The organism is Sphingomonas sp. SP5 (assembly GCF_058313455.1).
Genome location: NZ_JBZFLF010000001.1, coordinates 222,006 through 243,247 on the forward strand (window position 1 = coordinate 222,006; position 21,242 = coordinate 243,247).

Annotated in this window: 22 protein-coding genes; 10 read left to right on the plus strand and 12 right to left on the minus strand. The window is 67.0% G+C overall.

Features of this window, described 5'->3' with window-relative positions; translation table 11 throughout:
- The first annotated feature begins 19 nt into the window (after nt 1-19).
- From AC4GY7_RS00995 to mltG, 3 genes are all read left to right on the plus strand, one after another.
- The gene (locus AC4GY7_RS00995; RefSeq protein WP_017979028.1) at nt 20-256 is read left to right on the plus strand and encodes an acyl carrier protein; all 237 of its coding nucleotides are present in this window, start codon (nt 20-22) and stop codon (nt 254-256) included.
- Nucleotides 257-409: 153 nt separating this feature from the next.
- Nucleotides 410-1,669 carry a beta-ketoacyl-ACP synthase II gene (gene fabF / locus AC4GY7_RS01000; protein ID WP_491111543.1) on the plus strand — a complete coding sequence of 420 codons (1,260 nt, stop codon included), beginning with the start codon at nt 410-412 and terminating at the stop codon, nt 1,667-1,669.
- 7 nt (nt 1,670-1,676) lie between these two features.
- A complete protein-coding gene (mltG, locus tag AC4GY7_RS01005) occupies nt 1,677-2,645 on the plus strand; it encodes an endolytic transglycosylase MltG (protein ID WP_491111544.1) in 969 nt (322 codons plus the stop codon).
- Nucleotides 2,646-2,649: 4 nt separating this feature from the next.
- Here the strand turns inward: mltG and AC4GY7_RS01010 are convergent, their stop codons facing one another.
- From AC4GY7_RS01010 to AC4GY7_RS01055, 10 genes are all read right to left on the minus strand, one after another.
- Nucleotides 2,650-3,045, minus strand: coding sequence for a hypothetical protein (locus tag AC4GY7_RS01010; RefSeq protein ID WP_491111545.1), 396 nt, complete (start codon nt 3,043-3,045; stop codon nt 2,650-2,652).
- Nucleotides 3,046-3,100: 55 nt separating this feature from the next.
- Complete coding sequence (locus AC4GY7_RS01015; RefSeq protein WP_491111546.1) at nt 3,101-3,484, minus strand: hypothetical protein; 384 nt, start codon at nt 3,482-3,484, stop codon at nt 3,101-3,103.
- A gap of 343 nt (nt 3,485-3,827) precedes the next feature.
- Entirely contained in the window at nt 3,828-4,457 is a 630-nt protein-coding gene (gene eda / locus AC4GY7_RS01020) for a bifunctional 4-hydroxy-2-oxoglutarate aldolase/2-dehydro-3-deoxy-phosphogluconate aldolase (RefSeq protein ID WP_491111547.1), read from the minus strand.
- A 13-nt stretch (nt 4,458-4,470) separates the two neighbouring features.
- A complete protein-coding gene (gene glk, locus AC4GY7_RS01025; protein ID WP_491111548.1) occupies nt 4,471-5,436 on the minus strand; it encodes a glucokinase in 966 nt (321 codons plus the stop codon).
- Between the two features lie 106 nt (nt 5,437-5,542).
- Nucleotides 5,543-7,354: a phosphogluconate dehydratase gene (edd, locus tag AC4GY7_RS01030; protein WP_491111549.1), complete on the minus strand. Its 1,812-nt coding sequence runs from the start codon at nt 7,352-7,354 to the stop codon at nt 5,543-5,545.
- Between the two features lie 106 nt (nt 7,355-7,460).
- Nucleotides 7,461-8,165, minus strand: a complete 705-nt coding sequence (gene pgl / locus AC4GY7_RS01035) for a 6-phosphogluconolactonase (RefSeq protein WP_491111550.1) — start codon at nt 8,163-8,165, stop codon at nt 7,461-7,463.
- Nucleotides 8,166-8,330: 165 nt separating this feature from the next.
- Entirely contained in the window at nt 8,331-9,794 is a 1,464-nt protein-coding gene (gene zwf, locus AC4GY7_RS01040; RefSeq protein WP_491111551.1) for a glucose-6-phosphate dehydrogenase, read from the minus strand.
- A 15-nt stretch (nt 9,795-9,809) separates the two neighbouring features.
- On the minus strand, nt 9,810-10,739 hold the full coding sequence (gene argC / locus AC4GY7_RS01045) for an N-acetyl-gamma-glutamyl-phosphate reductase (RefSeq protein WP_491111552.1): 930 nt from the start codon (nt 10,737-10,739) through the stop codon (nt 9,810-9,812).
- A complete protein-coding gene (locus tag AC4GY7_RS01050; protein ID WP_491111553.1) occupies nt 10,736-11,128 on the minus strand; it encodes an SH3 domain-containing protein in 393 nt (130 codons plus the stop codon). Before AC4GY7_RS01050 ends, argC begins: the two co-directional genes overlap by 4 nt.
- Nucleotides 11,064-11,384, minus strand: coding sequence for a MarR family transcriptional regulator (locus tag AC4GY7_RS01055; protein WP_491111554.1), 321 nt, complete (start codon nt 11,382-11,384; stop codon nt 11,064-11,066). The genes AC4GY7_RS01050 and AC4GY7_RS01055 overlap by 65 nt, the downstream gene beginning before the upstream one ends.
- A 247-nt stretch (nt 11,385-11,631) precedes the next feature.
- Here AC4GY7_RS01055 and secG point away from each other — a divergent pair, with 247 nt between their 5' ends.
- Nucleotides 11,632-11,982, plus strand: coding sequence for a preprotein translocase subunit SecG (secG, locus tag AC4GY7_RS01060; protein WP_491111555.1), 351 nt, complete (start codon nt 11,632-11,634; stop codon nt 11,980-11,982).
- 88 nt (nt 11,983-12,070) lie between these two features.
- On the plus strand, nt 12,071-13,705 hold the full coding sequence (gene pyrG / locus AC4GY7_RS01065; RefSeq protein WP_491111556.1) for a CTP synthase: 1,635 nt from the start codon (nt 12,071-12,073) through the stop codon (nt 13,703-13,705).
- Between the two features lie 175 nt (nt 13,706-13,880).
- Here the strand turns inward: pyrG and AC4GY7_RS01070 are convergent, their stop codons facing one another.
- Nucleotides 13,881-14,348, minus strand: a complete 468-nt coding sequence (locus AC4GY7_RS01070; protein WP_491111557.1) for an Hsp20 family protein — start codon at nt 14,346-14,348, stop codon at nt 13,881-13,883.
- A gap of 231 nt (nt 14,349-14,579) precedes the next feature.
- On the opposite strand from AC4GY7_RS01070, the gene AC4GY7_RS01075 reads away from it, so the two are divergent.
- The 5 genes from AC4GY7_RS01075 (at nt 14,580) to AC4GY7_RS01095 (ending at nt 20,509) form a co-directional block, all read left to right on the plus strand.
- A complete protein-coding gene (locus AC4GY7_RS01075) occupies nt 14,580-17,054 on the plus strand; it encodes a TonB-dependent receptor (protein ID WP_491111558.1) in 2,475 nt (824 codons plus the stop codon).
- 483 nt (nt 17,055-17,537) lie between these two features.
- Nucleotides 17,538-18,782 carry a lipoprotein-releasing ABC transporter permease subunit gene (locus tag AC4GY7_RS01080; protein ID WP_491111559.1) on the plus strand — a complete coding sequence of 415 codons (1,245 nt, stop codon included), beginning with the start codon at nt 17,538-17,540 and terminating at the stop codon, nt 18,780-18,782.
- Complete coding sequence (locus AC4GY7_RS01085) at nt 18,775-19,446, plus strand: ABC transporter ATP-binding protein (RefSeq protein WP_491111560.1); 672 nt, start codon at nt 18,775-18,777, stop codon at nt 19,444-19,446. Before AC4GY7_RS01080 ends, AC4GY7_RS01085 begins: the two co-directional genes overlap by 8 nt.
- Nucleotides 19,443-20,033 carry a GNAT family N-acetyltransferase gene (locus AC4GY7_RS01090; RefSeq protein ID WP_491111561.1) on the plus strand — a complete coding sequence of 197 codons (591 nt, stop codon included), beginning with the start codon at nt 19,443-19,445 and terminating at the stop codon, nt 20,031-20,033. Before AC4GY7_RS01085 ends, AC4GY7_RS01090 begins: the two co-directional genes overlap by 4 nt.
- Nucleotides 20,030-20,509, plus strand: coding sequence for a glutathione peroxidase (locus AC4GY7_RS01095; RefSeq protein ID WP_491111562.1), 480 nt, complete (start codon nt 20,030-20,032; stop codon nt 20,507-20,509). The genes AC4GY7_RS01090 and AC4GY7_RS01095 overlap by 4 nt, the downstream gene beginning before the upstream one ends.
- An 87-nt stretch (nt 20,510-20,596) precedes the next feature.
- Here AC4GY7_RS01095 and AC4GY7_RS01100 read toward each other — a convergent pair whose 3' ends face one another.
- Nucleotides 20,597-21,178 carry an HdeD family acid-resistance protein gene (locus AC4GY7_RS01100; protein WP_491111563.1) on the minus strand — a complete coding sequence of 194 codons (582 nt, stop codon included), beginning with the start codon at nt 21,176-21,178 and terminating at the stop codon, nt 20,597-20,599.
- Nucleotides 21,179-21,242: the final 64 nt, after the last annotated feature.

Genomic DNA, 21,242 nt, shown 5'->3' on the forward strand with positions numbered 1-21,242 from the left:
ATTTGAAAGAGGGAAAGTTATGAGCGAGACCGCCGACCGCGTGAAGAAGATCGTCGTCGAGCATCTCGGCGTCGAAGCCGACAAGGTGACCGAGGACGCGAGCTTCATCGACGATCTCGGTGCCGACAGCCTCGACATCGTCGAGCTCGTCATGGCGTTCGAGGAAGAGTTCGGGGTCGAGATCCCCGACGATGCCGCCGAGAAGATCACGACCGTCAAGGATGCGATCACCTATATCGACGAGCACAAGGCGTAATCGCCTGGGGCTGAGCCTCAAGCTCGCCCGCGCCCGCTAAGGGCCGGATTCGAACGGCTTCCCGTCCCCGCTGAGAGGGCGGGGGGCCGTTTTTCGTAGGAGCCGCCCGATCGCTCGGGGGGCGACATGTATGGACTGGATGGAGTGAAGGGTATGCGGCGCGTCGTCGTAACCGGTTTGGGTCTCGTGACGCCGCTCGGCGCGGACGTGGAGACCGCCTGGGCCAATATCATCGCAAGCAAGTCGGGCGCAGGCACGATCCAGCGCTTCGATGCGACCGACTTCCAGTCGAATTATGCCTGCGAAGTCAAACCGGCCGATCACGAATATGGCTTCGACGCCGGCAGGCGCGTCGACCACAAGATCCAGCGGCAGGTCGATCCGTTCATCGTCTACGGCATCGATGCCGCCGGCCAGGCGCTGGAGGATGCCGGCCTGACCGAGATGAGCGAGGCGGAACGATTCCGCGCCGGCTGCTCGATCGGATCGGGCATCGGCGGCCTGCCGGGCATCGAGAGCGAATCGCTGGTGCTGGCCGCCAAGGGGCCGAAGCGTGTTTCGCCGCACTTCGTCCATGGCCGGCTCATCAACCTGATCTCGGGTCAGGTCAGCATCAAATACGGGTTGATGGGGCCGAACCATGCGGTGGTCACCGCCTGCTCGACCGGCGCGCATTCGATCGGCGATGCCGCACGGATGATCGCGATGGATGATGCCGACGTGATGCTGGCGGGTGGCGCGGAAAGCGCGATCTGCCCGATCGGCATCGCCGGCTTCGGCCAGGCGCGCGCACTGTCGACCGGCTTCCGCGACGAGCCGTGGCGGGCGAGCCGCCCCTATGACAAGGATCGCGACGGCTTCGTGATGGGCGAAGGCGCGGGCGTCGTCTGCCTCGAGGAATATGAGCACGCCAAGGCTCGCGGTGCCAAGATCTATGCCGAGGTCATCGGCTATGGCCTGTCGGGCGATGCCTATCACGTCACCGCCCCGCATCCGGAAGGGTCGGGCGCGTTCCGGTCGATGGAGATGGCGATGCGCAAGTCGGGCCTGCGGCTCGAAGACATCGACTATATCAACGCGCACGGCACCTCGACGCCGCTGGGCGACGAACTGGAGCTGGGCGCGGTGCGGCGGCTGTTCGGCAGCGCGCTGGACGGCGTGTCGATGTCGTCGACCAAGTCGGCGATCGGCCATCTGCTCGGCGGCGCGGGTGCGGTCGAATCGATCTTCTGCATCCTTGCGATGCGAGACGGCATCGTGCCGCCGACGCTCAACCTCGACAATCCGAGCGACAATTGCGTCGGCGTCGATCTCGTCCCCCATGTCGCCAAGAAGCGGCAGGTGAAGGCGGTGCTGAACAATTCGTTCGGCTTCGGCGGTACCAACGCGTCGCTGGTGATGAAGGCGATCTGATCCCGCCATGCGCAAGATCGGCTGCCTCGGCCTGTTGCTCGCCCTCGTCGCGATCGTCGCGGCGTTCTTCGTGGTGCAGGGCTGGGGCGGCAGCGGGCCGGCGCCGCGCACGCTGACCGTACAGGTCGCGGAGGGGAGCAGCCTCGCCTCCGCCGCGCGCGCGCTGGAGACAGCGGGGGCGATCCGCTCCGCCGGGCGCTTCCGCATGCTGGCCCGCGTGTTCGGGTCGGGCGAGCCGATCAAGGCGGGTGAATATCGTATCCCGGCGCATACCAGCCAGGCCGATATCCTGAAGATGCTCCAGGGCGGCAAGGTGTTGCAGCGCATGGTCGTGGTGCCGGAGGGTTATCCATCCGTGCTTGTCCACGACGCGCTCGTCAAGGCCGACGGCCTGACCGGCAGCGTGCCCGTGCCGGCGGAAGGATCGGTCCTGCCCGACAGCTACGCCTTCCAGCGTGGCGATACGCGGGCGAGCGTCGTCGCGCGGATGCAGAAGACGATGCGCGATTACCTCGCTGCTGCCTGGTCGAAGCGCAAACCCGGCATCGCGGTGACCACGCCCGAACAGGCGGTGATCCTCGCCTCGATCGTCGAAAAGGAAACCGGCAAGCCCGCGGAACGCCGGACGGTGGCTGCGGTGTACAGCAATCGGTTGAAGCGCGGCATGCCGTTGCAGGCCGACCCGACCGTCATTTATCCGATCACCAAGGGCCGGCCGCTCGGCCGCCGTATCCTGCGCTCGGAGCTCCAGGCGAAGAACGGCTACAACACCTATGCCGAAACCGGCCTGCCGGCCGGCCCGATCGCCAATCCGGGGCGTGCGTCGATCGACGCGGTGCTCGATCCCGCACAGTCGAACGCACTGTATTTCGTCGCCGACGGGACGGGCGGGCACGTGTTCGCCGACACGCTCGACCAGCACAATGCGAACGTGCGCAAATGGTATGCCATCCGCCGCCAGCGCGGCGAGATGTAGCGCCTCAGCGCGCGTCGTGCGAGGCGCGTCGCTCGACCAGCCACGCCGCGGCGCTCGCCTCGTCCAGAAAGGCACGAAGGCGCTCGTGGCGTAGCACCCGTTCGACCTGCATCTTGCTCAACATGGAGGCGACGAGGATCGCGGTGTAGCCGGTGTTGAACTGGCGACCGGCGACCAGCAGCGCCTCGAAGCGGTCGGCCACCGCCGGTGGCTGGACCGCGAAGTCCCGCGCGTCGATCAGCAGGTCCCAAGCCCGGCCGCGTTGCGCCAGTGCCATCACCTGGGTTGCGACAGCGACCTGGAAACGTTCGATCTGCGGCATGTCCCATAGGCCGTAGATCCGGATCATCTGCCAATAGCGTTCCTCGTCGAACCCGAGGTCGAAACGGTATTCCGTCATGGCGCCCTCCCGTGGCGTTTCCTGATCGCGCGACGACGGGGCGGTGGCTGCCCCGTCATGACAGCAGCCACCCCTCTGCCGCACCGCGATCGGTGAAGACGCCGATCGTCTCGCTGGTGCGCAGACGCTTGATCTGCAACTTGGCGAGAGCGGTGAGCCAGATGAAGGCGCGACGGTCACCGACCTGCTTGATTACGATCGCATGGTGGCGAACCCGCATCGCTACGGCGAGCGGCTGCACCGCCTCCACGACGATCAACATGCGCACGGATCCATGCCGGCGCCGCGCCGCGTCATGCAGCGGAGCGAGTTCGGCGAAGAAGGTGTCGACGTCGCTGACGGTCCAGACGCCGCTGATCGCGAGATCGAGGATGCCATCGGGGCGAAGACGCGCCGTATAGCCGCTGCCCCCCGCCGTGACCGCCCGCTCGATGTTCATACCGTCAGCGTATCGCCCCCGCAGCGCTGGGGAAAGTCAAAAACGAACTTAGGAGGAGGTGGTGGAAGGCAGCGAAGAGAATCAGGCGCTTAGCCGGGCGTGGGCGCGATAATGGATCGATTTCGATCCACCGAAGCAGTGCAGCGATACTGTCGCAACCGTGCCGAGCCTTGATGACCGTATGGGTCTAGCACACGTTTCCAAATGTCTCCGCCACCCCGGACTTGTTCCGGGGTCCACCGTGCTACCATCACCAAGCCTTCGATGCTTGCCGGGCCGTGGACCCCGGAACGAGTCCGGGGTGACGAAAGTGACAGGCCCGACGGCTTGATGCCGCCCCGCCTTAGCGGGTGCGCAGCCCGCTGGCGGCGCGGGCCTTCGCCTCCACCTCGGCCATCGTGCCGCCGGTCACCCAACTGCCGCCGACGCACAATACCGGGGCAAAGGCGAGCCAGTCGGGCGCCGACGCCTCGGTGATGCCGCCCGTCGGGCAGAAGCGGCATTGGTAGAAGGGAGCGGCAAGCGCCTTCAGCGCCTTCAGGCCGCCGCTCGTCTCGGCCGGGAAGAACTTGAAATGGGTAAGGCCGAGGTCGAGGCCGCGCATGATGTCGCCGGCGGTGGCGGTGCCCGGCAGATAGGCGACGCCCGCGTCGAGGATCGGCCTGGCCAGCCGCTCGGTGAGGCCGGGGGAGACGATGAACTCGACGCCGGCATCGATCACGTCGCGTGCCTGCGCCTCGCTGACGACGGTGCCGGCACCAACGATCGCGCCGGGTACGGTCTTCATCTCGGCGATCGCTTCCATCGCGGCGGGCGTACGCAGCGTCACCTCCAGCACCTTCAGGCCGCCGGCGACCAGCGCCTCGGCAAGCGGCTTGGCGGTGGCGGCATCGTCGATCACCAGCACCGGGATGACGGCGCTGGTCTGCATGATGGTGGCGATGTCATGCCGTGCGGCATTCGGATCGGTCATGGTGGTGAAACCCCTATGCGTGTTCTTGGGCGAAGGCGGCCGCGGCGCCGAACAGGCCGGGCTGCGGATGGGTGATGAGCTTGACCGGCAGGCCGGCCATCATCGTCTGGAAGCGCCCCTTGGCGACGAACCGCTGGTCAAAGCCGGAGCGGATCAGCTTGTCCTTGATCCGCAGGCCGAGGCCGCCGGCGATGACGACGGCCTTGGCACCATGGGCCAGCGCGAGGTCACCGGCGACCGCGCCGAGCGCCAGGCAGAAACGGTCGAGCGCCGCGAGTGCGATCGAATCGGTGCCGTCGAGCGCTTCGGTCCAGATCGTCTTGTCGTCGCGGCTGGGAACGGCGCGCCCTTCCAGTTCGGCAAGCGTTTCGTAGATGGCGACGATCCCCGGCCCCGAACAGATGCGCTCGGCGGACACGCGCGTGAAGGTCCGGCGCAGCCGCTTGACGAAAGCATCCTCGATCCCGTCGAGCGGCGCATAATCGACATGCCCCCCCTCGGTCGCCAGCACATGGTAACGGCTGTCGGTCTTGAAGACCTGCGCGACGCCGAGGCCGGTGCCCGGGCCGCAGACGGTGGTGACGCCCTGTGCCGGCAACGGGGTGTCGGGACCGCACAGATGCTCGAAATCTTGCGGAGGCAATTGCGCGACGGCATGGCCGACCGCACCGAAATCGTTGATGACGGTATAGACGTCCGCACCCAGCCGCTCGGGGATCAGCGACGGGCGGATCACCCAGGGATTGTTGGTGAGGCGGATGATGTCACCGGTGATCGGCGAGGCGACGGAGATCGCCGCCGCCCGTGGCAGCGTGCCGCCGTGGCGGGCGGCGAACGCCTGCCAGGCGGTCTGGAGGCTGGCATGTTCGGCGGTCTTCAGCGTCACCGGTTCGCCGAGCGAGACGACGCGGCCACCCTCCACCTTTGCGATGGCGAAGCGGGCATGGGTGCCGCCGATATCGACGCTGACGAGTTGCATATGTGTCCTCTCCCTGATCGCGTCATCCCAGCGAAAGCTGGGATCTTTGCTCGCAAGCGATGCGCTCGTGAAACGAGACCCTAGCCTGCGCTGGCGTGACGGTTGATTACAACCCCGCTGCCGCCAGCATCCCCGATGCGCCGCGCTCCGCCTCGTCGGCCAGCCCGCGGAACATGCCGAACAGTTCGCGGCCCATTCCGGTCGCCGCGCCCGGCGCGTCGCATAGCGGCCGCTCCAGCCATTCGGCGGGGTCGACCAGCGCGTCGAGCGTGCCGTTCACCGCGTCGACGCGGATGATGTCGCCATCGCGGATCTTGCCGATCGGGCCGTTGCCCAGCGCCTCGGGCGAGCAATGGATCGCGCACGGCACCTTGCCGCTCGCACCCGACATGCGGCCGTCGGTGACGAGCGCCACCTTGAAGCCCCGGTTCTGGAGGACGCCGAGGGGCGGGGTCAGCTTGTGCAATTCGGGCATGCCGTTGGCACGCGGGCCCTGGAAGCGGACGACGACGACGACGTCCTGCTCCAGCTCGCCGCGCTTGAACGCCTCCAGCACGTCGAGCTGGTCGTGGAAGACGCGCGCCGGCGCCTCGACCACCCAGCGGGCGCGGTCGACCGCCGACACCTTGATGCACGCGCGGCCGATGTTGCCGGCCAGGATTCGCATGCCGCCATCGGGCGAGAAGGGATCGGCGGCGGGACGCAGGATGCTGGTGTCGCCGCTGTCGCCGACCGGCTGCCAGGTCAGTGCGTCGTCGACGATCACCGGCTTGTCCGCATAGGCGGCGAGGCTGTCGCCGCTGACGGTGGTGATGTCGCCGTGCAGCAGGCCCGCCGCCAGCAGCTCGCGCACGACGAAGGGCATGCCGCCTGCCGCCTCGAAGGCGTTCACGTCGGCCGACCCGTTGGGATAGACGCGCGCGATCAGCGGCACGGCGGCAGAGAGGCGATCGAAGTCCTCCCAGTCGATGATGATCCCCGCAGCCCGCGCGATAGCGGGGACGTGGAGCAGGTGGTTGGTCGAGCCGCCGGTGGCGAGCAGGCCGACCGCCGCGTTGACGATCGCGCGCTCGTCGACACACTGGCCGAGCGGCCGGTAATCGTCGCCGCGCCAGCCGATCTGCGCCAGGCGATGCACCGCGGCGCGGGTCAGCTCCTGGCGCAGCTTGGTGCCGGGATTGACGAAGGCGGCGCCGGGCATGTGCAGGCCCATCACCTCCATCATCATCTGATTGGTGTTGGCGGTGCCGTAGAAGGTGCAGGTGCCCTTGCCGTGATAGGCCTGGATCTCGGCATCGAGCAGTTCCTCGCGACCGGCCTTGCCCTCCGCATAGGCCTCGCGCACGGCGGCCTTCGCCTTGTTGGGCAGACCCGACGGCATCGGGCCGCCGGGGATCAGCACCATCGGCAGGTGGCCGAAGCGCAGTGCACCCATCAGCAGCCCCGGCACGATCTTGTCGCAGATGCCGAGCAGCGCCGCGCCCTCGAACGTGCCATGGCTGAGCGCGATGGCGGTCGACAGCGCGATCGTGTCGCGGCTGAACAGCGACAGCTCCATGCCGGGATAGCCCTGCGTCACGCCGTCGCACATTGCCGGCACGCCGCCCGCGACCTGCGCCGTCGCGCCGGCCTCTCGCGCCCAGACCTTCATCAGTTCGGGATAACGGTAATAGACGGCATGCGCCGACAGCATGTCGTTATAGGCGGTGACGATCCCGATGTTCATCGCTTGCCCCGCCCGCATCGTGTCGCGGTCTTCCTCGGTCCCGGCATAGGCGTGGGCGAGGTTGGCGCAGCCGAGTTGCGGGCGGCGGGCACCGTTGTCGCGTTCGCGCTCGATCAGGGCGAAATACGCGGCACGGCTCGCGCGCGACCGCTCGATGATGCGGTCGGTGACGGCGGAGACTTCGGGGTTCATGGCGCTGGATCCTGGGGAGGGATGGGGCGGCGGCCGAGGATGGTCCCTCTACCCGTCCGTGCCGGGTCTGTCGAAGCACGGGCGGACGGGGAGGGACCTCACCGGATCACGGTGCCCAGTGGATGTCGACCGGCAACTCGGCGTCTGCCAGCACGCGGCCGATCGGGTAGGGCGAGGACGGCCCCTGTTCGATCGCCTGTTCCAGCACCTGCCGCTTGTCCTGGCCGGTGAGCGCGATCATCAGCGCGCGGGCGGTCACGATGCCCTGCCGCGACAGGGTGACGCGGGCGACGGGCGCCTCGGGCGGCAGTGGATCGGGCAGGACGCCGAGCATCCGGCGTTCCTTGGGGCCGTTCAGCGCCTCGTCGAAATCGGGACCGGGGAAGATCGAGGCGGTATGCCCGTCACCGCCTATGCCGAGCAGGCAGAGGTCGAGCGGCCAGTGCAGGTCCTGCATCAGCGCGTCGGCGGAACGGCCCGCGGCCTTGTAGTCGTCGGTCTGCTTGGGAACGATCGGGATCACCCGCGCGCCCTTGGGAATGAACAGCTTGCCGAGTTGCGTGACGTTGGAGAGCGCGTCGCCGAGCGGCACGATCCGCTCGTCGCCCGGCACGATCGTCACGCGCTTCCAGTCGAGCTTTGCCTTGGCGAGCTTTTCATAGGCGGGGAAGGGGGTCTTGCCGCCCGCCAAGGCGATCACGGCCGAGCCGCGTGCGTCCAGGGCGCTTTCGATGACGAACTGGATGTCGCCGGCGATCGCGTCGGCGAGTTCGCCCGCGTCGTCATATTCCCACCATTCGATCTCGGTCATCGCTCAGCCTTTTCGTGGTCGGCGCGGCCCCGATAGCCCGGAGCGACGCGCAAGGTAAGTAGCCCCGCATACGTATGGGGGACAGATTCGGTCTTTCGCGGCCAATCGGCGGACGCGCTTCGTCTATCCGTCATCTCCCGTGCAGGGATGACGGAGCCGCGCGGATCAATCGTCCTGCCAGGTCACGCCGTCGCGCTCGGTCAGCGCGATCGCGCCTGCCGGGCCCCAGGTGCCGGCGGCATAATGTTTGGGCTTGGTCTGGTTGGCGTCCCAGCCGGCGCGGATCGCATCGATCCACGTCCACTGCGCTTCCACCTCGTCGCGGCGGACGAACAGGGTCTGGTCGCCCTCGATCAGGTCGAGCAGCAGCCGTTCGTAGGCGATGCGGCGGCGGGTGCCGGCAAACTCGGCATCGAGGCTGAGATTGAGCGGCACCTCGCGCAGGCGCAGGCCGTCGCGATCCAGACCCGGCTCCTTGGTCATCACCAGCAGCTGGATGTATTCCTCGGGCTGCAGGCGGATCACCAGGGTGTTGGGCTGCAGCAGGCCGCCGCGGCCCGAGAACATCGAGTGCGGCACCGGCTTGAACTGGATCGCGATCTCGCTGCGGCGCTTGGCCATGCGCTTGCCGGTACGCAGGTAGAAGGGCACGCCCTGCCAGCGCCAATTGTCGATATGCGCCTTGATCGCAACAAAGGTCTCGACGTTGCTGTCATAGCCCAGCTCGTCGTCATAGCCCTTCACGACCTTGCCGGAGACGGCGCCCTCCTCATACTGACCGGTAACGGTGCATTGCTGCACCGCCTCGGGCGCGATGCGGCGCATCGAGCGGAAGACCTTGGCCTTTTCATCGCGGATCGCGGTGCCGTCGTAGAGCGCGGGCGGCTCCATCGCGATCAGCGCGACGAGCTGGAGCATGTGATTGGCGACCATGTCGCGCAACGCACCCGCGCCCTCGTAATAGCCGGCGCGATCCTCCAGGCCGACGGTTTCGGCGATCGTGATCTGGACGTTGTCGATGCCTTGCGCATTCCAGATCGGCTCGAACATCGAATTGCCGAAGCGCAGCGCCAGAATATTCTGCACCGTCTCCTTGCCGAGATAATGGTCGATGCGGAAGATGCGCTCTTCGGGGAAGACCGAGGCGACGGTGTCGTTGATCTCCTTGCTCGATCCGAGGTCGTAGCCGAGCGGCTTTTCCAGCCCGATCCGTACCGTGCTGCCGGCCAGACCGACGCTTTCCAGCCCCTTGACGGCGGGTTCGAACAGCGAGGGTGCGGTGGAAAGATAGATGGCGAGGCCGCCCGACACATCGCCGATCTTGTCGGCGAGCGCCCGGTACGTCCCCTGGTCGGACAGGTCGACCGACTGGTAGAAGATCCGGTCGAGGAACGTGCCGAGCGCACTTTCGTCCTTGCGGTCGGCGGGCAGGAATTCGTCCAGCGCCTTCTTGGTGAAGTCGCGGAACCCGGCATCGTCCAGGTCGCTGCGCGCCGAACCGGTGATCGTCAGGCCTTCGGGCAGCAGGCCGTCGGCGTGCAGGCCGTAGAGCGAGGGCAGCAGCATGCGCTGCGCGAGGTCACCGGTGGCTCCGAACAGGAGCAGCTTGCCGACGGGGTTGCGCTGCATGACGATCCTTTGGGGTTAGAGGATGAGGCCGGCGAGCGGGTCGAGCCCGGCCATGATGTTGAGGTTCTGCACCGCGGCGCCGCCGGCGCCCTTGCCCAAGTTGTCGAGCGTCGCGACCAGGCGGACATGGCCGCTGTCGGCATTGCCGCAGACGCGCAGGGTCATGCGGTCGGTGCCGCTGTTCTCTTCGATGACGATCGCCGCGGCATCGCCGGGCACCACCGATATCAGCGCGCTGCCGGTATAGGCGGCGGCCAGCGCCTCCTCGACCGCCGCGACGCCCGGCGCACCGGGCAGCTGCTTCAGCGGCAGCGGCACTTCGCCGAGCATCCCACGGTTGAGACGCGCGACGGCCGGCGCGAAGATCGGCGGATGCGCAAGGCCGGCGTGCGTCCGCATCTCCGGCAAATGCTTGTGCGACAGGCCGAGCGCATAGGCGCGGAAGGCGGTGTCGGCCGTGCCCTCCTCGAACTCCGCGATCATCGCCTTGCCACCGCCCGAATAGCCGGAGGTGGCGTTATAGGTCAGCGGCCAATCGGCCGGCACCAGCCCGGCGCGCACCAGCGGTGCGATCAGCGCGAGAAAAGCCGTGGGGTAGCAGCCGGGATTGGAGACGAAGCGGGCCTGCGCGATCCGATCGGCCTGGCCCTTGTCGAGCTCCGGGAACCCATAGGTCCAGCCCGGCGCCACGCGATGCGCCGACGAGGCGTCGATGATCCGCGTCGTGCCGCTGCTCACCAGCGCCACCGCCTCGCGTGCTGCATCGTCCGGCAGGCAGAGGATCGCGATGTCAGCATCGTTCAGCGCCTCTTCCCGCGCCGCCGCCTCCTTGCGCCGCACTTCGTCCAGCGTCACCACGGTCAGATCGGTACGGCCGCTCAGCCGTTCGCGGATGTCGATGCCGGTGGTGCCGACCGCACCGTCAATGAAGACCGTGACGCTCATGCCGCGATCGTCCCGTCCTCGCCCGCACGGTCCAGCATGGCACGGTCGACATAGCCGACCAGCGCAAGGCCGGGTGCCGAGCCCCAGGCATGCCCGCCGGCGAGTTCGAGCACTTCGAACGTGTCGCCGGGCTTCAGATCACCGCGCCGGTCGGTAAGGGCGCGGTCGGCGAACAGCGCCGTGGCGTGTACGACGCTGGCGATCATCGGGGCGGCATAATGCGGAGCGAAGACCTGTTCCGCCAGCCGCACGTCGGCCAGGTCGCCACGCACGGCATGCGTCGCCGGGTCGAGCGCGACCGACCGGCCGGTGAGCGCGAACGCCTTACGCGAGGGCCGGCTGGAGCGCTCTGGAGTCGCCTTCGCCGAGGAATTGCCCGAACTCTTCAAGAAACTCTGCCCCTTCGGATGTGCGTGCGACGAAGATGTTGCGCTTGTCGCTGTCGTCGCGTTGGCGGCGCAGATAGCCGAGCGCACCCAGCCTGTTCAAGGCGCGCGTGACGACGGGCTTCGATACGTTCAGCGCCCGCGCCAGGCCGCGCACGGTGTGCGGGCCGGGATTGAGATAGACGAGCAACAGCAGGGCCATCTGCCGGTTGGTGAGATCGGGCTCGCCCGAGCGCACGTAATCGACGAGAGCGGTCATCCAGGTCGCCAGGGATTGCGCGGCTGTTCCCACGATCAAATATCCGTTTCTGCGCCGTTTTCGGGGCTTTGTTTCGCGGTCATAACGCCCCCGGCTGCCCGAGGTTTCCGGCAAATGAACGTCGCCCGGTATTAAGGTGCGGCACCGTTCCGATCCGTAGCGGCGGCGGCCGCGTTCGTCCGGCGGTTGATCGGCCGCCAACCCTGGCCTATGTGCGCGCCTTCATACGCGTTTCCCGGGACCCTAGATGTTCACCTTCCTCCTCGTCGTTCATGCCATCATCGCCGCCAGCCTTGTGACGGTGATCCTGATGCAGCGGTCGGAGGGTGGTGGCCTCGGCATGGGCGGCAGCCCTTCGGGGCTGATGTCCGCACGCGGCGCGGCCGATTTCCTCACCCGCATGACGTCGATCCTGGCGACGGTGTTCGTCTGCATGTCGATCGCGCTCGCGTTCATCGCCGCGCACCGGCAGACGCAGACGATCGACACCTCGCTCGCCCGGACGCCCCCGGCACCCGCGGCGCAGCCGCTCGCGCCGGCGCAGGACGCGGTGCCGAACGCCCCCGCCGACAACGGCGCGGTCCCGCTCGCGCGCTAAGCCCGACGCATTCCATCGCAAATCGCGCGCAGGGCACCCCTGCGCGCTCTTGTCGTTCGACCCCACAACACGCTAGGCGATTTCTCCCATGGCGCGGTACATCTTCATCACCGGCGGCGTGGTTTCGTCGCTCGGCAAGGGCCTCATGGCGGCCTCTCTCGCAGCTCTGCTCCAGGCGCGTGGCTATCGCGTCCGGATCCGGAAGTTCGATCCCTATCTGAACGTCGATCCGGGGACGATGAGTCCCTATCAGCACGGCGAGGTCTATGTGACCGACGACGGTGCCGAGACGGACCTCGATCTCGGCCATTACGAGCGGTTCACCGGCGTCGCCTCGCGCCAGTCGGACAACATCACCTCCGGCCGCATCTACAAGACGATCATCGAGCGCGAGCGGCGCGGCGATTACCTGGGCGCGACCGTGCAGGTGATCCCGCACGTCACCGATGCGATCAAGGCCTTCGCACGCGCTGAAACCGATGACCTCGACTTCGTGCTCTGCGAGATCGGCGGCACCGTCGGCGATATCGAATCACTCCCCTTCATCGAGGCGATCCGCCAGCTGAAGAACGAGGTCGGGCGCGGCAACGCGATCAGCATCCACGTGACGCTGGTGCCGTATATCGCCGCGGCGGGCGAGCTGAAGACCAAGCCGACCCAGCATTCGGTGCGCGAACTGGCCGCCCTCGGCGTGCAGCCCGACGTGCTCGTGTGCCGCTGCGAACAGCCGCTGCCGCCGTCGGAGCGGGCCAAGATCGCCCTGTTCTGCAACGTGCCCGAAACCGCCGTGATCCCGGCGCTCGACGCCAAGTCGATCTATGCGGTGCCGTTGCAATATCACGGCGAAGGCCTCGATTCGGAGGTGCTGCGCGCCTTCGGCATCACGCCGTCCTCGGCGCCGGACCTGTCGCGCTGGTCCGACATCATGGACCGGCTGACCAATCCCGAAGGTGAGGTGACCGTCGGCGTCGTCGGCAAATATGTCGGCCTGCAGGATGCGTACAAGTCGCTCAACGAGGCGCTGGTCCATGGCGGCATCGCCAACCGGGTGAAGGTCAACGTCCGCTGGATCGATGCCGAACTGTTCGAGAACGACGACAGCGAGATCGTCAGCCAGCTCGAGCCGTGCGACGCGATCCTCGTCCCCGGCGCGTTCGGCGAACGCGGTGCGGAGGGCAAGATCAAGTCGGTCCGGTTCGCCCGCGAGCGCGAGATTCCCTATTTCGGCATCTGCTTCGGCATGCAGATGGCGTGCGTCGAGGGCGCGCGGGACACTGCCGGCATCGCCCACGCCTCGTCGACCGAGTTCGGGCCGACCGAGGAACCGGTGGTCGGCCTCATCACCGAATGGATGGGCCGCGACGGCCTCGAAAAGCGCGAGGAGCAGGGCGACCTCGGCGGCACGATGCGGCTCGGCGCCTATGAAGCGGCGCTCGCTGGCAACAGCGTCGTCGCCTCGATCTACGGCGGCACGACGATCCACGAGCGCCATCGCCACCGCTACGAGGTGAACACCGGGTATAAGGATGCGCTGGAGAAGGGCGGGCTGGTGTTCAGCGGCATGTCGCCCGACGGCACGCTGCCCGAGATCGTCGAGCGGCCGGATCACCCCTGGTTCGTCGGCGTCCAGTTCCACCCGGAACTCAAGAGCAAGCCGTTCGACCCGCACCCGCTGTTCGCCAGCTTCATCGCCGCCGCGGTGAAACAAAGCCGGCTGGTGTAACCAAGTCCTCCCTCGCTTTAGCGGGCGAAGGGGACCGCGCCCGCAGGGCGGGTTGGAGGGAGCCTCTCCGCAAGTCCGACGGTCGCGAGTTGCTCCCTTGTGCCGGGAGGAACGAAAAGGGCGCCCGGACCCTGCGGTCCGGACGCCCCCGGCGTTCCGTGATGAACGCTATCGCTTACGCGGCTTTCACCTCGTCGGCGCTGTTCTCGACCGCGGCGAGCGGCGCGCCGGTCTTGATCGCGATGCTCTTGGGCTTCATCGCCTCGGGCACCTCGCGGACCAGGTCGATGACGAGCAGGCCGTCGTTCAGCCGCGCATCCTCCACGAACACGAAATCGGCGAGCTCGAACCGCCGCTCGAAGCTGCGGTTGGCGATGCCGATGTGCAGGAAGTTGGCGTTGCCGGCCTTGTCGTCCTTCTTGCCCGCCACCAGCAGCAGGTTCTGCTGAGCGGTGATCTCGATCTCGTCGCGCGCGAAACCGGCGACCGCGAGCGTGATGCGATAGCGATCCTCGGCAAGGCGTTCGAGGTTGAAGGGCGGGTAATTCTCGGCCGTCGCGGCGCGCGCATTGCTCTCGAGCATATCGAAGAGCCGGTCGAAGCCGATGGTGGAACGGCGATAGGGGGTCAGATCGAGTCGCATGTCAAATCCTCCGAATGAAGCGAGTTGAACGACGGCATCCACAGGCGTGCGATGCCGGTGCACGGCCCGTCAGCGGCACCGTGCAGCGCCGATTTTGGTGCGACCGAACGGGGTTTCAAGAGGGGGTAGCCATCGGCCAAGCACGGCTTTGTCGCGGCCAAGCATCTCCATCTTTCAACATCCCCCGATCCGGTGGAGTTTCGCGCCCAGAACGAAAATCGGGGGACTTTCATGTCGCTGACGCTTGCCTTCCTTCTCGCCGGCCAGATCGCCGCGCCCGCGACCGGCGCCGACCCGCAGGAGGCGGCGCCCGCTCCCGCCCCACAGGAAGCGCAGGGGGAAGGGGCGGCGTCCCCGGTCGGCGGCGACATCCTGGTCACCGCACGCCGCCGAGCCGAATCGGTGCAGCGCGTGCCGATCGCCATGTCGGTGATCGGCGGCGCGGAGATCGACAAAACCGGCGCCTTCAACGTCAACCGGCTGCAGCAACAGCAGCCCGCTCTGCAATTCTACTCCAGCAACCCGCGCAATTCCGCGATCAACATTCGCGGGCTGGGGGCGCCCTTCGGCCTGACCAACGACGGGATCGAGCAGGGCGTCGGCTTCTATGTCGACGGCGTCTACATCGGCCGGATCGGCGCCTCGACCTTCGACTTCGTCGATGTCGAGCGCGTCGAGGTACTGCGCGGTCCGCAGGGTACTCTGTATGGCAAGAACACGACCGCAGGCGCGCTGAACATCACGACGCGGCCGCCGAGCTTCACCCCCGAAGCACGGGTCGAACTGAGCGCGGGCAACTACCGCTTCATCCAGGCGAAGACTTCGGTGTCCGGGCCGCTGACCGATACGCTCGCGCTGCGGCTCTCCGCTTCGTCGACCCAGCGCAAGGGGACGGTCTACAACGTCACATCCGGGCAGGACCTGCACCGCCAGGATAATACCGGCGTGCGTGGCCAGCTGCTGTGGAACGCGACGGGCTCGCTGAACTTCACGCTGTCGGGCGACTACAATGTTCAGAACCCGCTGTGCTGCGTGCAATATTATGCCCGGGTCGGCGCCACGCAGCGGCCGGTCGCGCGGCAATATGCCGCGCTGGCCGGGGCATTCGGCTATCGCCCGCCGAGCACCGATCCGTTCGATCGCGTCACCGACCTCGATGCGCCGATCAACTCACGGCAGGAGATCGGCGGCGTGTCGCTGGTCGGCAATTGGGACCTCGGGCCGGCGACCCTGACGTCGGTCAGCGCGTGGCGCTATTGGGACTGGCAGCCGCAGAACGATCGCGACTTCATCGGCCTGCCGACCACCACCGTGTCACAAAACCCGTCGCAGCAACGCCAGGTCTCGCAGGAACTGCGGCTCGCCTCCAACGGCACCAACCGGCTGGACTATACGGTCGGCGCCTTCGTCTTCCACCAGACGATCGATACGCAGGGCTCGCAGGTGCAGGGGCCGGCGGCCAGCCGGTTCCTGCTGTCGGGCACCGACGCCGGCAATCTCAACGTGCTGAACGGGCTCACCTCGACCAACACGATCAGCTTCGACAACACCAGCTTCGCCGTGTTCGGCAAGCTCAACTGGGCGCTGACCGATGCGCTGCACATCCAGCCCGGATTGCGCGTCAATTACGATCGCAAATCCGGCTTCTACGAATCGGTCGTCAGCATCGCCAACAGCCAGTATAATTTCGTGGCGACGGCCGATAACGTCGCCGCACTGCTCGCGGCCCGCCCCGTCGGCGCCGCCCGCACGACTTTCCAGAACCAGATCAACACGCTCGCGCCGCAGCGCTACAGCCCGCGATTCAGCGCCTGGAACACGTCGGGCGACATCACCGTCTCCTACGACGCGAGTGCCGACATCCACGCCTATGCGACCTATTCCCGCAGCTTCAAATCGGGCGGCATCAACCTCTCCGGCCTGCCGCTCAACTCCACCAGCACCGGTGTCGACCTGTCGACACAGACCGTGAAGCCGGAGAAGGTCAACAACTACGAGATCGGGCTGAAGACGCAGCTGTTCGACCGCCGGGTGACCTTCAACCTGGCCGGCTATTGGACGGACGTGTTCGATTATCAGGCGACGGTGAACAACAATGCGATCAACGTGATCCGCGGCTACCTCGCCAATGCCGGGCAGGTGCGGTCACGGGGGTTCGAATTCGACTCGCGCTACCAGGCCAGCAAGCGGCTCAATCTGTACGTCAGCGGCGCCTTCACCGACGCGAAATACGTCCGTTTCACCAACGCGCCGTGTCCGCCCGAACTGTCTGGCGGCACGGCCACTGCGCCGGGCGGGGTGACGGACCCTGCCGGTACGGCGGGGGGCCGCAGCCCGGCATTCTGCGATATCTCCGGCCAGCGCCTGCCGGGGATTTCAAAATGGTCCTTCTCCTACGGCGGCGAATATAACCTGCCGGTCGGCGGCAAGGGCGGCGAGGCCTATGTCGGCTATGACGGCAACTACCGTTCGCGCTTCTCGTCGAACCCGTCGCCATCGGCCTATACCTGGGTGGAGGGCTATTCGCTGTCCAACGTCCGCGCCGGCTACCGTGAGGGCGGGATCAACGTCTTCGGCTGGGTGCGCAACGTGTTCGACCAGAATTATTTCGAGCTGCTCTCAACCCAGTCGGGCAGCACCGGGCTGATCGTCGGCCAGCCGGGCGATCCCCGCACCTATGGCGTCACGTTGTCGACGCGGTTCTAAAACCCGCCTCATCCATCCCGTTCGCCTGTGGACTATCGGGGGGGGGGCAAGCACGCCGCTTGCCCCCGACAGGCTCGACGCCAACGCAAGGGGCGCCAGCGGGTCCCGCGTTATGATCCGGTTCAGGATTGATTTGCGATAAGCGGCGCTGCCGGACAGGGGGCGCGAATTGGAAGCTCCCTCCCTCTGCCCGGCGCTACAACGGCAAACGCCCGGACCGTTGCCGATCCGGGCGCCTGCGTGACGAGAAACCCGTCAGCCCCCTTAGGTCGCTTCCCGGCACTTCGCGCGTATTTCGCTGCGCTGCCGGTCCGCTATTCCCCGAACCACGGCCGTTGCCTGTGTCTCAGATGAGTTTTTGCTAAGCAGACCAGCGGCCTTTGTCACCGGCTATATGCAGGCGGCATTTCGATTGCGTCTACCCTGTGTCGAATCCGCAACATTTGTTGCTTGTCGTTCGCACGCGCCCTAGAGCATCGGCCCATGCTTCTCTCGACCTATGAACGGATGATCGCCCGGCGCTACCTGCTACCGGGCAAGGGAGAGGCGTTCATCTTCCTCGTCGCCTCGATCAGCCTCGTCGCGGTGATGCTCGGCGTCGCCGCGCTCGTCATCGTGATGAGCGTGATGAACGGCTTTCGCGCCGAACTGTTCGACAAGATCGTCGGGCTGAACGGCCATGCCGTCATCCAGGGTGTCGGCGGCCGCCTGCCCGACTGGCGCGAGATCGTGGCGCAGGCGCAGAAGACGCCGGGCGTCACGTCCGCGGTGCCGCTGGTCGAACAGCCGCTGGCCGCGACCTACAACGGGCGCGCGGAGGCGGTGCTGGTGCGCGGGGTGCGGATGAAGGATATCCGGCCGGTGATCGGCAACAAGGTGCTGATGGGGTCGCTCGCCAGCATCACGCCGGGCAGCGGCCGCATCGCCATCGGCAGCCGCCTCGCCGAAGCGTTGGGCGCGACCGTGGGCAGCGACATCTCGCTGTTCAGCCCGCAGGGGCAGACGACGCCGTTCGGCACTGTGCCGCGCATCGTCAGCTACAAGGTCGGCGCGATCTTCGAGATCGGGCTGTACGATTACGACAAGCAATATGTCATCATGCCGATCGAGGATGCGCAGACGCTGCTGCTGCTCGGCGACAGCGTCGGCATGATCGAGATCCAGACCGCCGATGCCGACAAGGTCGGGCCGATCCTGGCGCCGCTCGCCGATACGCTGCCGCCCGGTGCGATCATCGCCGACTGGCGCAGCATGAACGCGCAGCTGTTCCAGGCGCTGGAGGTGGAGCGGATCGCGATGTTCACCGTGCTGTCGATCATCATCCTGGTGGCGGTGTTCAACATCCTCTCCAGCCTCATCATGCTGGTCCGCGCCAAGACGCGCGACATCGCGATCCTGCGAACGATGGGGGCGACGCGCGGCGGCCTGATGCGCATCTTCATGGTCGTCGGCACCACGATCGGCGCGCTTGGCACCGTGGCGGGGCTGATCCTCGGCTTCATCTTCCTCTTCTATCGCCAGGCGGTGGTGAACCTCGTCCAGCTGGTGACGGGGCAGAACCTTTGGGACCCGTCGATCCGCTATCTCACCGAGCTGCCGTCAAAGCCCGATCCGGTCGAGATCGTGGTGATCGCGGTGATGGCGCTGGTGTTCAGCTTCCTCGCCACCCTCTACCCCGCGTGGAAGGCGGCGAGCACCGATCCGGTACAGGTACTGCGTTATGAATAGCGTGTTGCAGACCCAGGGGCTGACCCGCAGCTTCACCCAAGGCGGCGAGACGATCCACGTGCTGCGCGGCGTCGACCTCGCCGTCGCGCCGGGCGAAATCGTCGCGCTGCTCGGGCCATCGGGTTCGGGCAAGTCGACCTTGCTCCAGGCGGTCGGATTGCTCGAAGGCGGCTTCGAAGGCTCGATCCGCATCGCCGGGGAAGAAGCGGCGAAGCTCGACGCGCATGGCCGCACGATCATGCGCCGCGATCGGCTGGGCTTCGTCTATCAGTTCCACCACCTGCTGCCCGATTTCAACGCGACCGAGAACGTCGTCCTGCCGCAGCTGGTGCAGGGCGCCGAGCGCAAGACGTCGGATGCGCGCGCGGTGGCGCTGCTGACCGCGCTCGGCCTCGGCCATCGCCTGACGCACCGGCCGAGCCAGCTGTCGGGCGGCGAGCAACAGCGTGTCGCCGTCGCCCGCGCGCTCGCCAACCGGCCGGCGCTGGTGCTGGCGGACGAGCCGACCGGCAATCTCGACGAACATACCGCCGACATCGTGCTGGCGGAGTTCCTGCGGCTGGTGCGCGGCGAGGGTTCGGCGGCGCTGATCGCCACCCACAACGAGCGGCTGGCACAGCGCATGGACCGGGTGGTGCGGCTGCACGAGGGCGTGCTGTCGTGAGCCTGTGGCTGGAGACGCCGACGCTGACCGGGCATCATGTGACGCTCCGGCCGCTGGTGCTCGCCGACAAGGATGCGCTGGTCGCCGCCGCGGCGGCCGACGATCTGTGGGACATCTTCTACGCCAGCGTGTCGCAGCTGAAGCAGGCCGATCGCTGGTTCGCCGGGTCTTTCGCCCAACAGGATGCCGGCCGCGCCCGCGTGTTCGCGGTCTGCCTGCCGGATGGCGAGGTGGTCGGCACGACGCGGTTGATGCGGATGAACGAGGGACATCGCCGGCTCGAGATCGGCGGCACCTTCTACGCGACCCGGGTGCAGCGCACCGGCGTCAATACCGAGGCGAAGCTGCTGCTGCTGACGCACGCATTCGAAACGCTCGATTGCCAGTGCGTGCAGATCCGCACCGATGCGCTCAACCAGCGCAGCCAGGTAGCGATCGAGCGGCTCGGGGCGAGGAAGGACGGCGTGCTGCGCGGCCACCAGATCGTTGACGGCCGTTTACGCGACAGCGTGGTCTATTCGATCCTCGATCGCGAATGGCCGGGGGTTCGGCAGAACCTACGTTATCTGCTGGAAAGGCACGCATGACCACGATCACCGATTTCGCCGTTACGGGCGCAGATGGCGCTTCGGTGTCGCTGGACTGCCGGGCGGGGCAGGTGCTGCTGATCGTCAACACCGCGTCGAAATGCGGCTTCACCCCGCAATATGAGGGGCTGGAGGCACTGCACCGACGCTTCGGGCCCCGCGGCTTTGCTGTCCTTGGCTTTCCCTGCAACCAGTTCGGGGCGCAGGAGCCGGGGGACGCGGCGGAGATCGCGAACTTCTGCTCGCTGACCTATGACGTGACGTTCCCGGTCTTCGCCAAGATCGACGTCAACGGTGATGGCGCCGATCCACTGTTCACGCGCCTGAAGGCGGACGCACCGGGCTTGCTCGGGTCGAAGGCGATCAAGTGGAACTTCACCAAGTTCCTCGTCAATCGCTCGGGCAAGGTCGTGCATCGCTATGCACCGACGACCAAGCCCGAACAGATTGCCGCGGATATCGACGCGCTGCTGTAAGCCGCGTCATCCCAGCGAACGCTGGGATCTCGATCTATAAGTGGGCAGTCGCCGCAGGAGACCCCGGCTTCCGCTGGCGTGACGGGTTCAGAGCGCCGGCGCCGCAAAGGCCGCTGCACCCTTCTTGTGGTTCAACGCCGAGGCGATCGACGCGACGCCGCCGAAGACGAAGCTGATGCCGAGGATGAAGCCCGGCAGCGTCAGCGCCGACCAGGGCAATGTCACCAGTACATAGATCGCGAGCAGGATGTTCACCACGCCCAGCGCGATCATCAGCCCGCGCCCGCGCCGGAACCGCGCGCCGAGGCCGATCTCCAGCGTCCCGCGCAGGCCGAGCCACACCGCCACCATCAACGTCAGCGACACCGCACCGGTGACCGGATTGAACGCCATCAACAACCCGACGAGCAGCGACAGGATGCCGAAGCCGATCGCATAGCCGCGCCCCTCATGGCCCTTGCCGGCAAACCCGGCCACGATCGACACCAGCCCGGCGGCGATGAAGAAGGCACCGATCACCAGCGTCGCCGCATAGGTCGCGGCGAAGGGATTGAGGAAGGCGAAGATGCCGAGCACCACTGACAGCACGCCATAGGCGAGGATCCAGGCCCATCCGGCGCCCGCCGCGGCGGGGCGTAGCGGATCGGTCGCGGCGCGGCTGTCGGTCATGGCAAAGCTCCCTCGTTGAGCAGCCGTAACGGAGTTATCCACCGGCGGTTCCGCACCGCGCCTG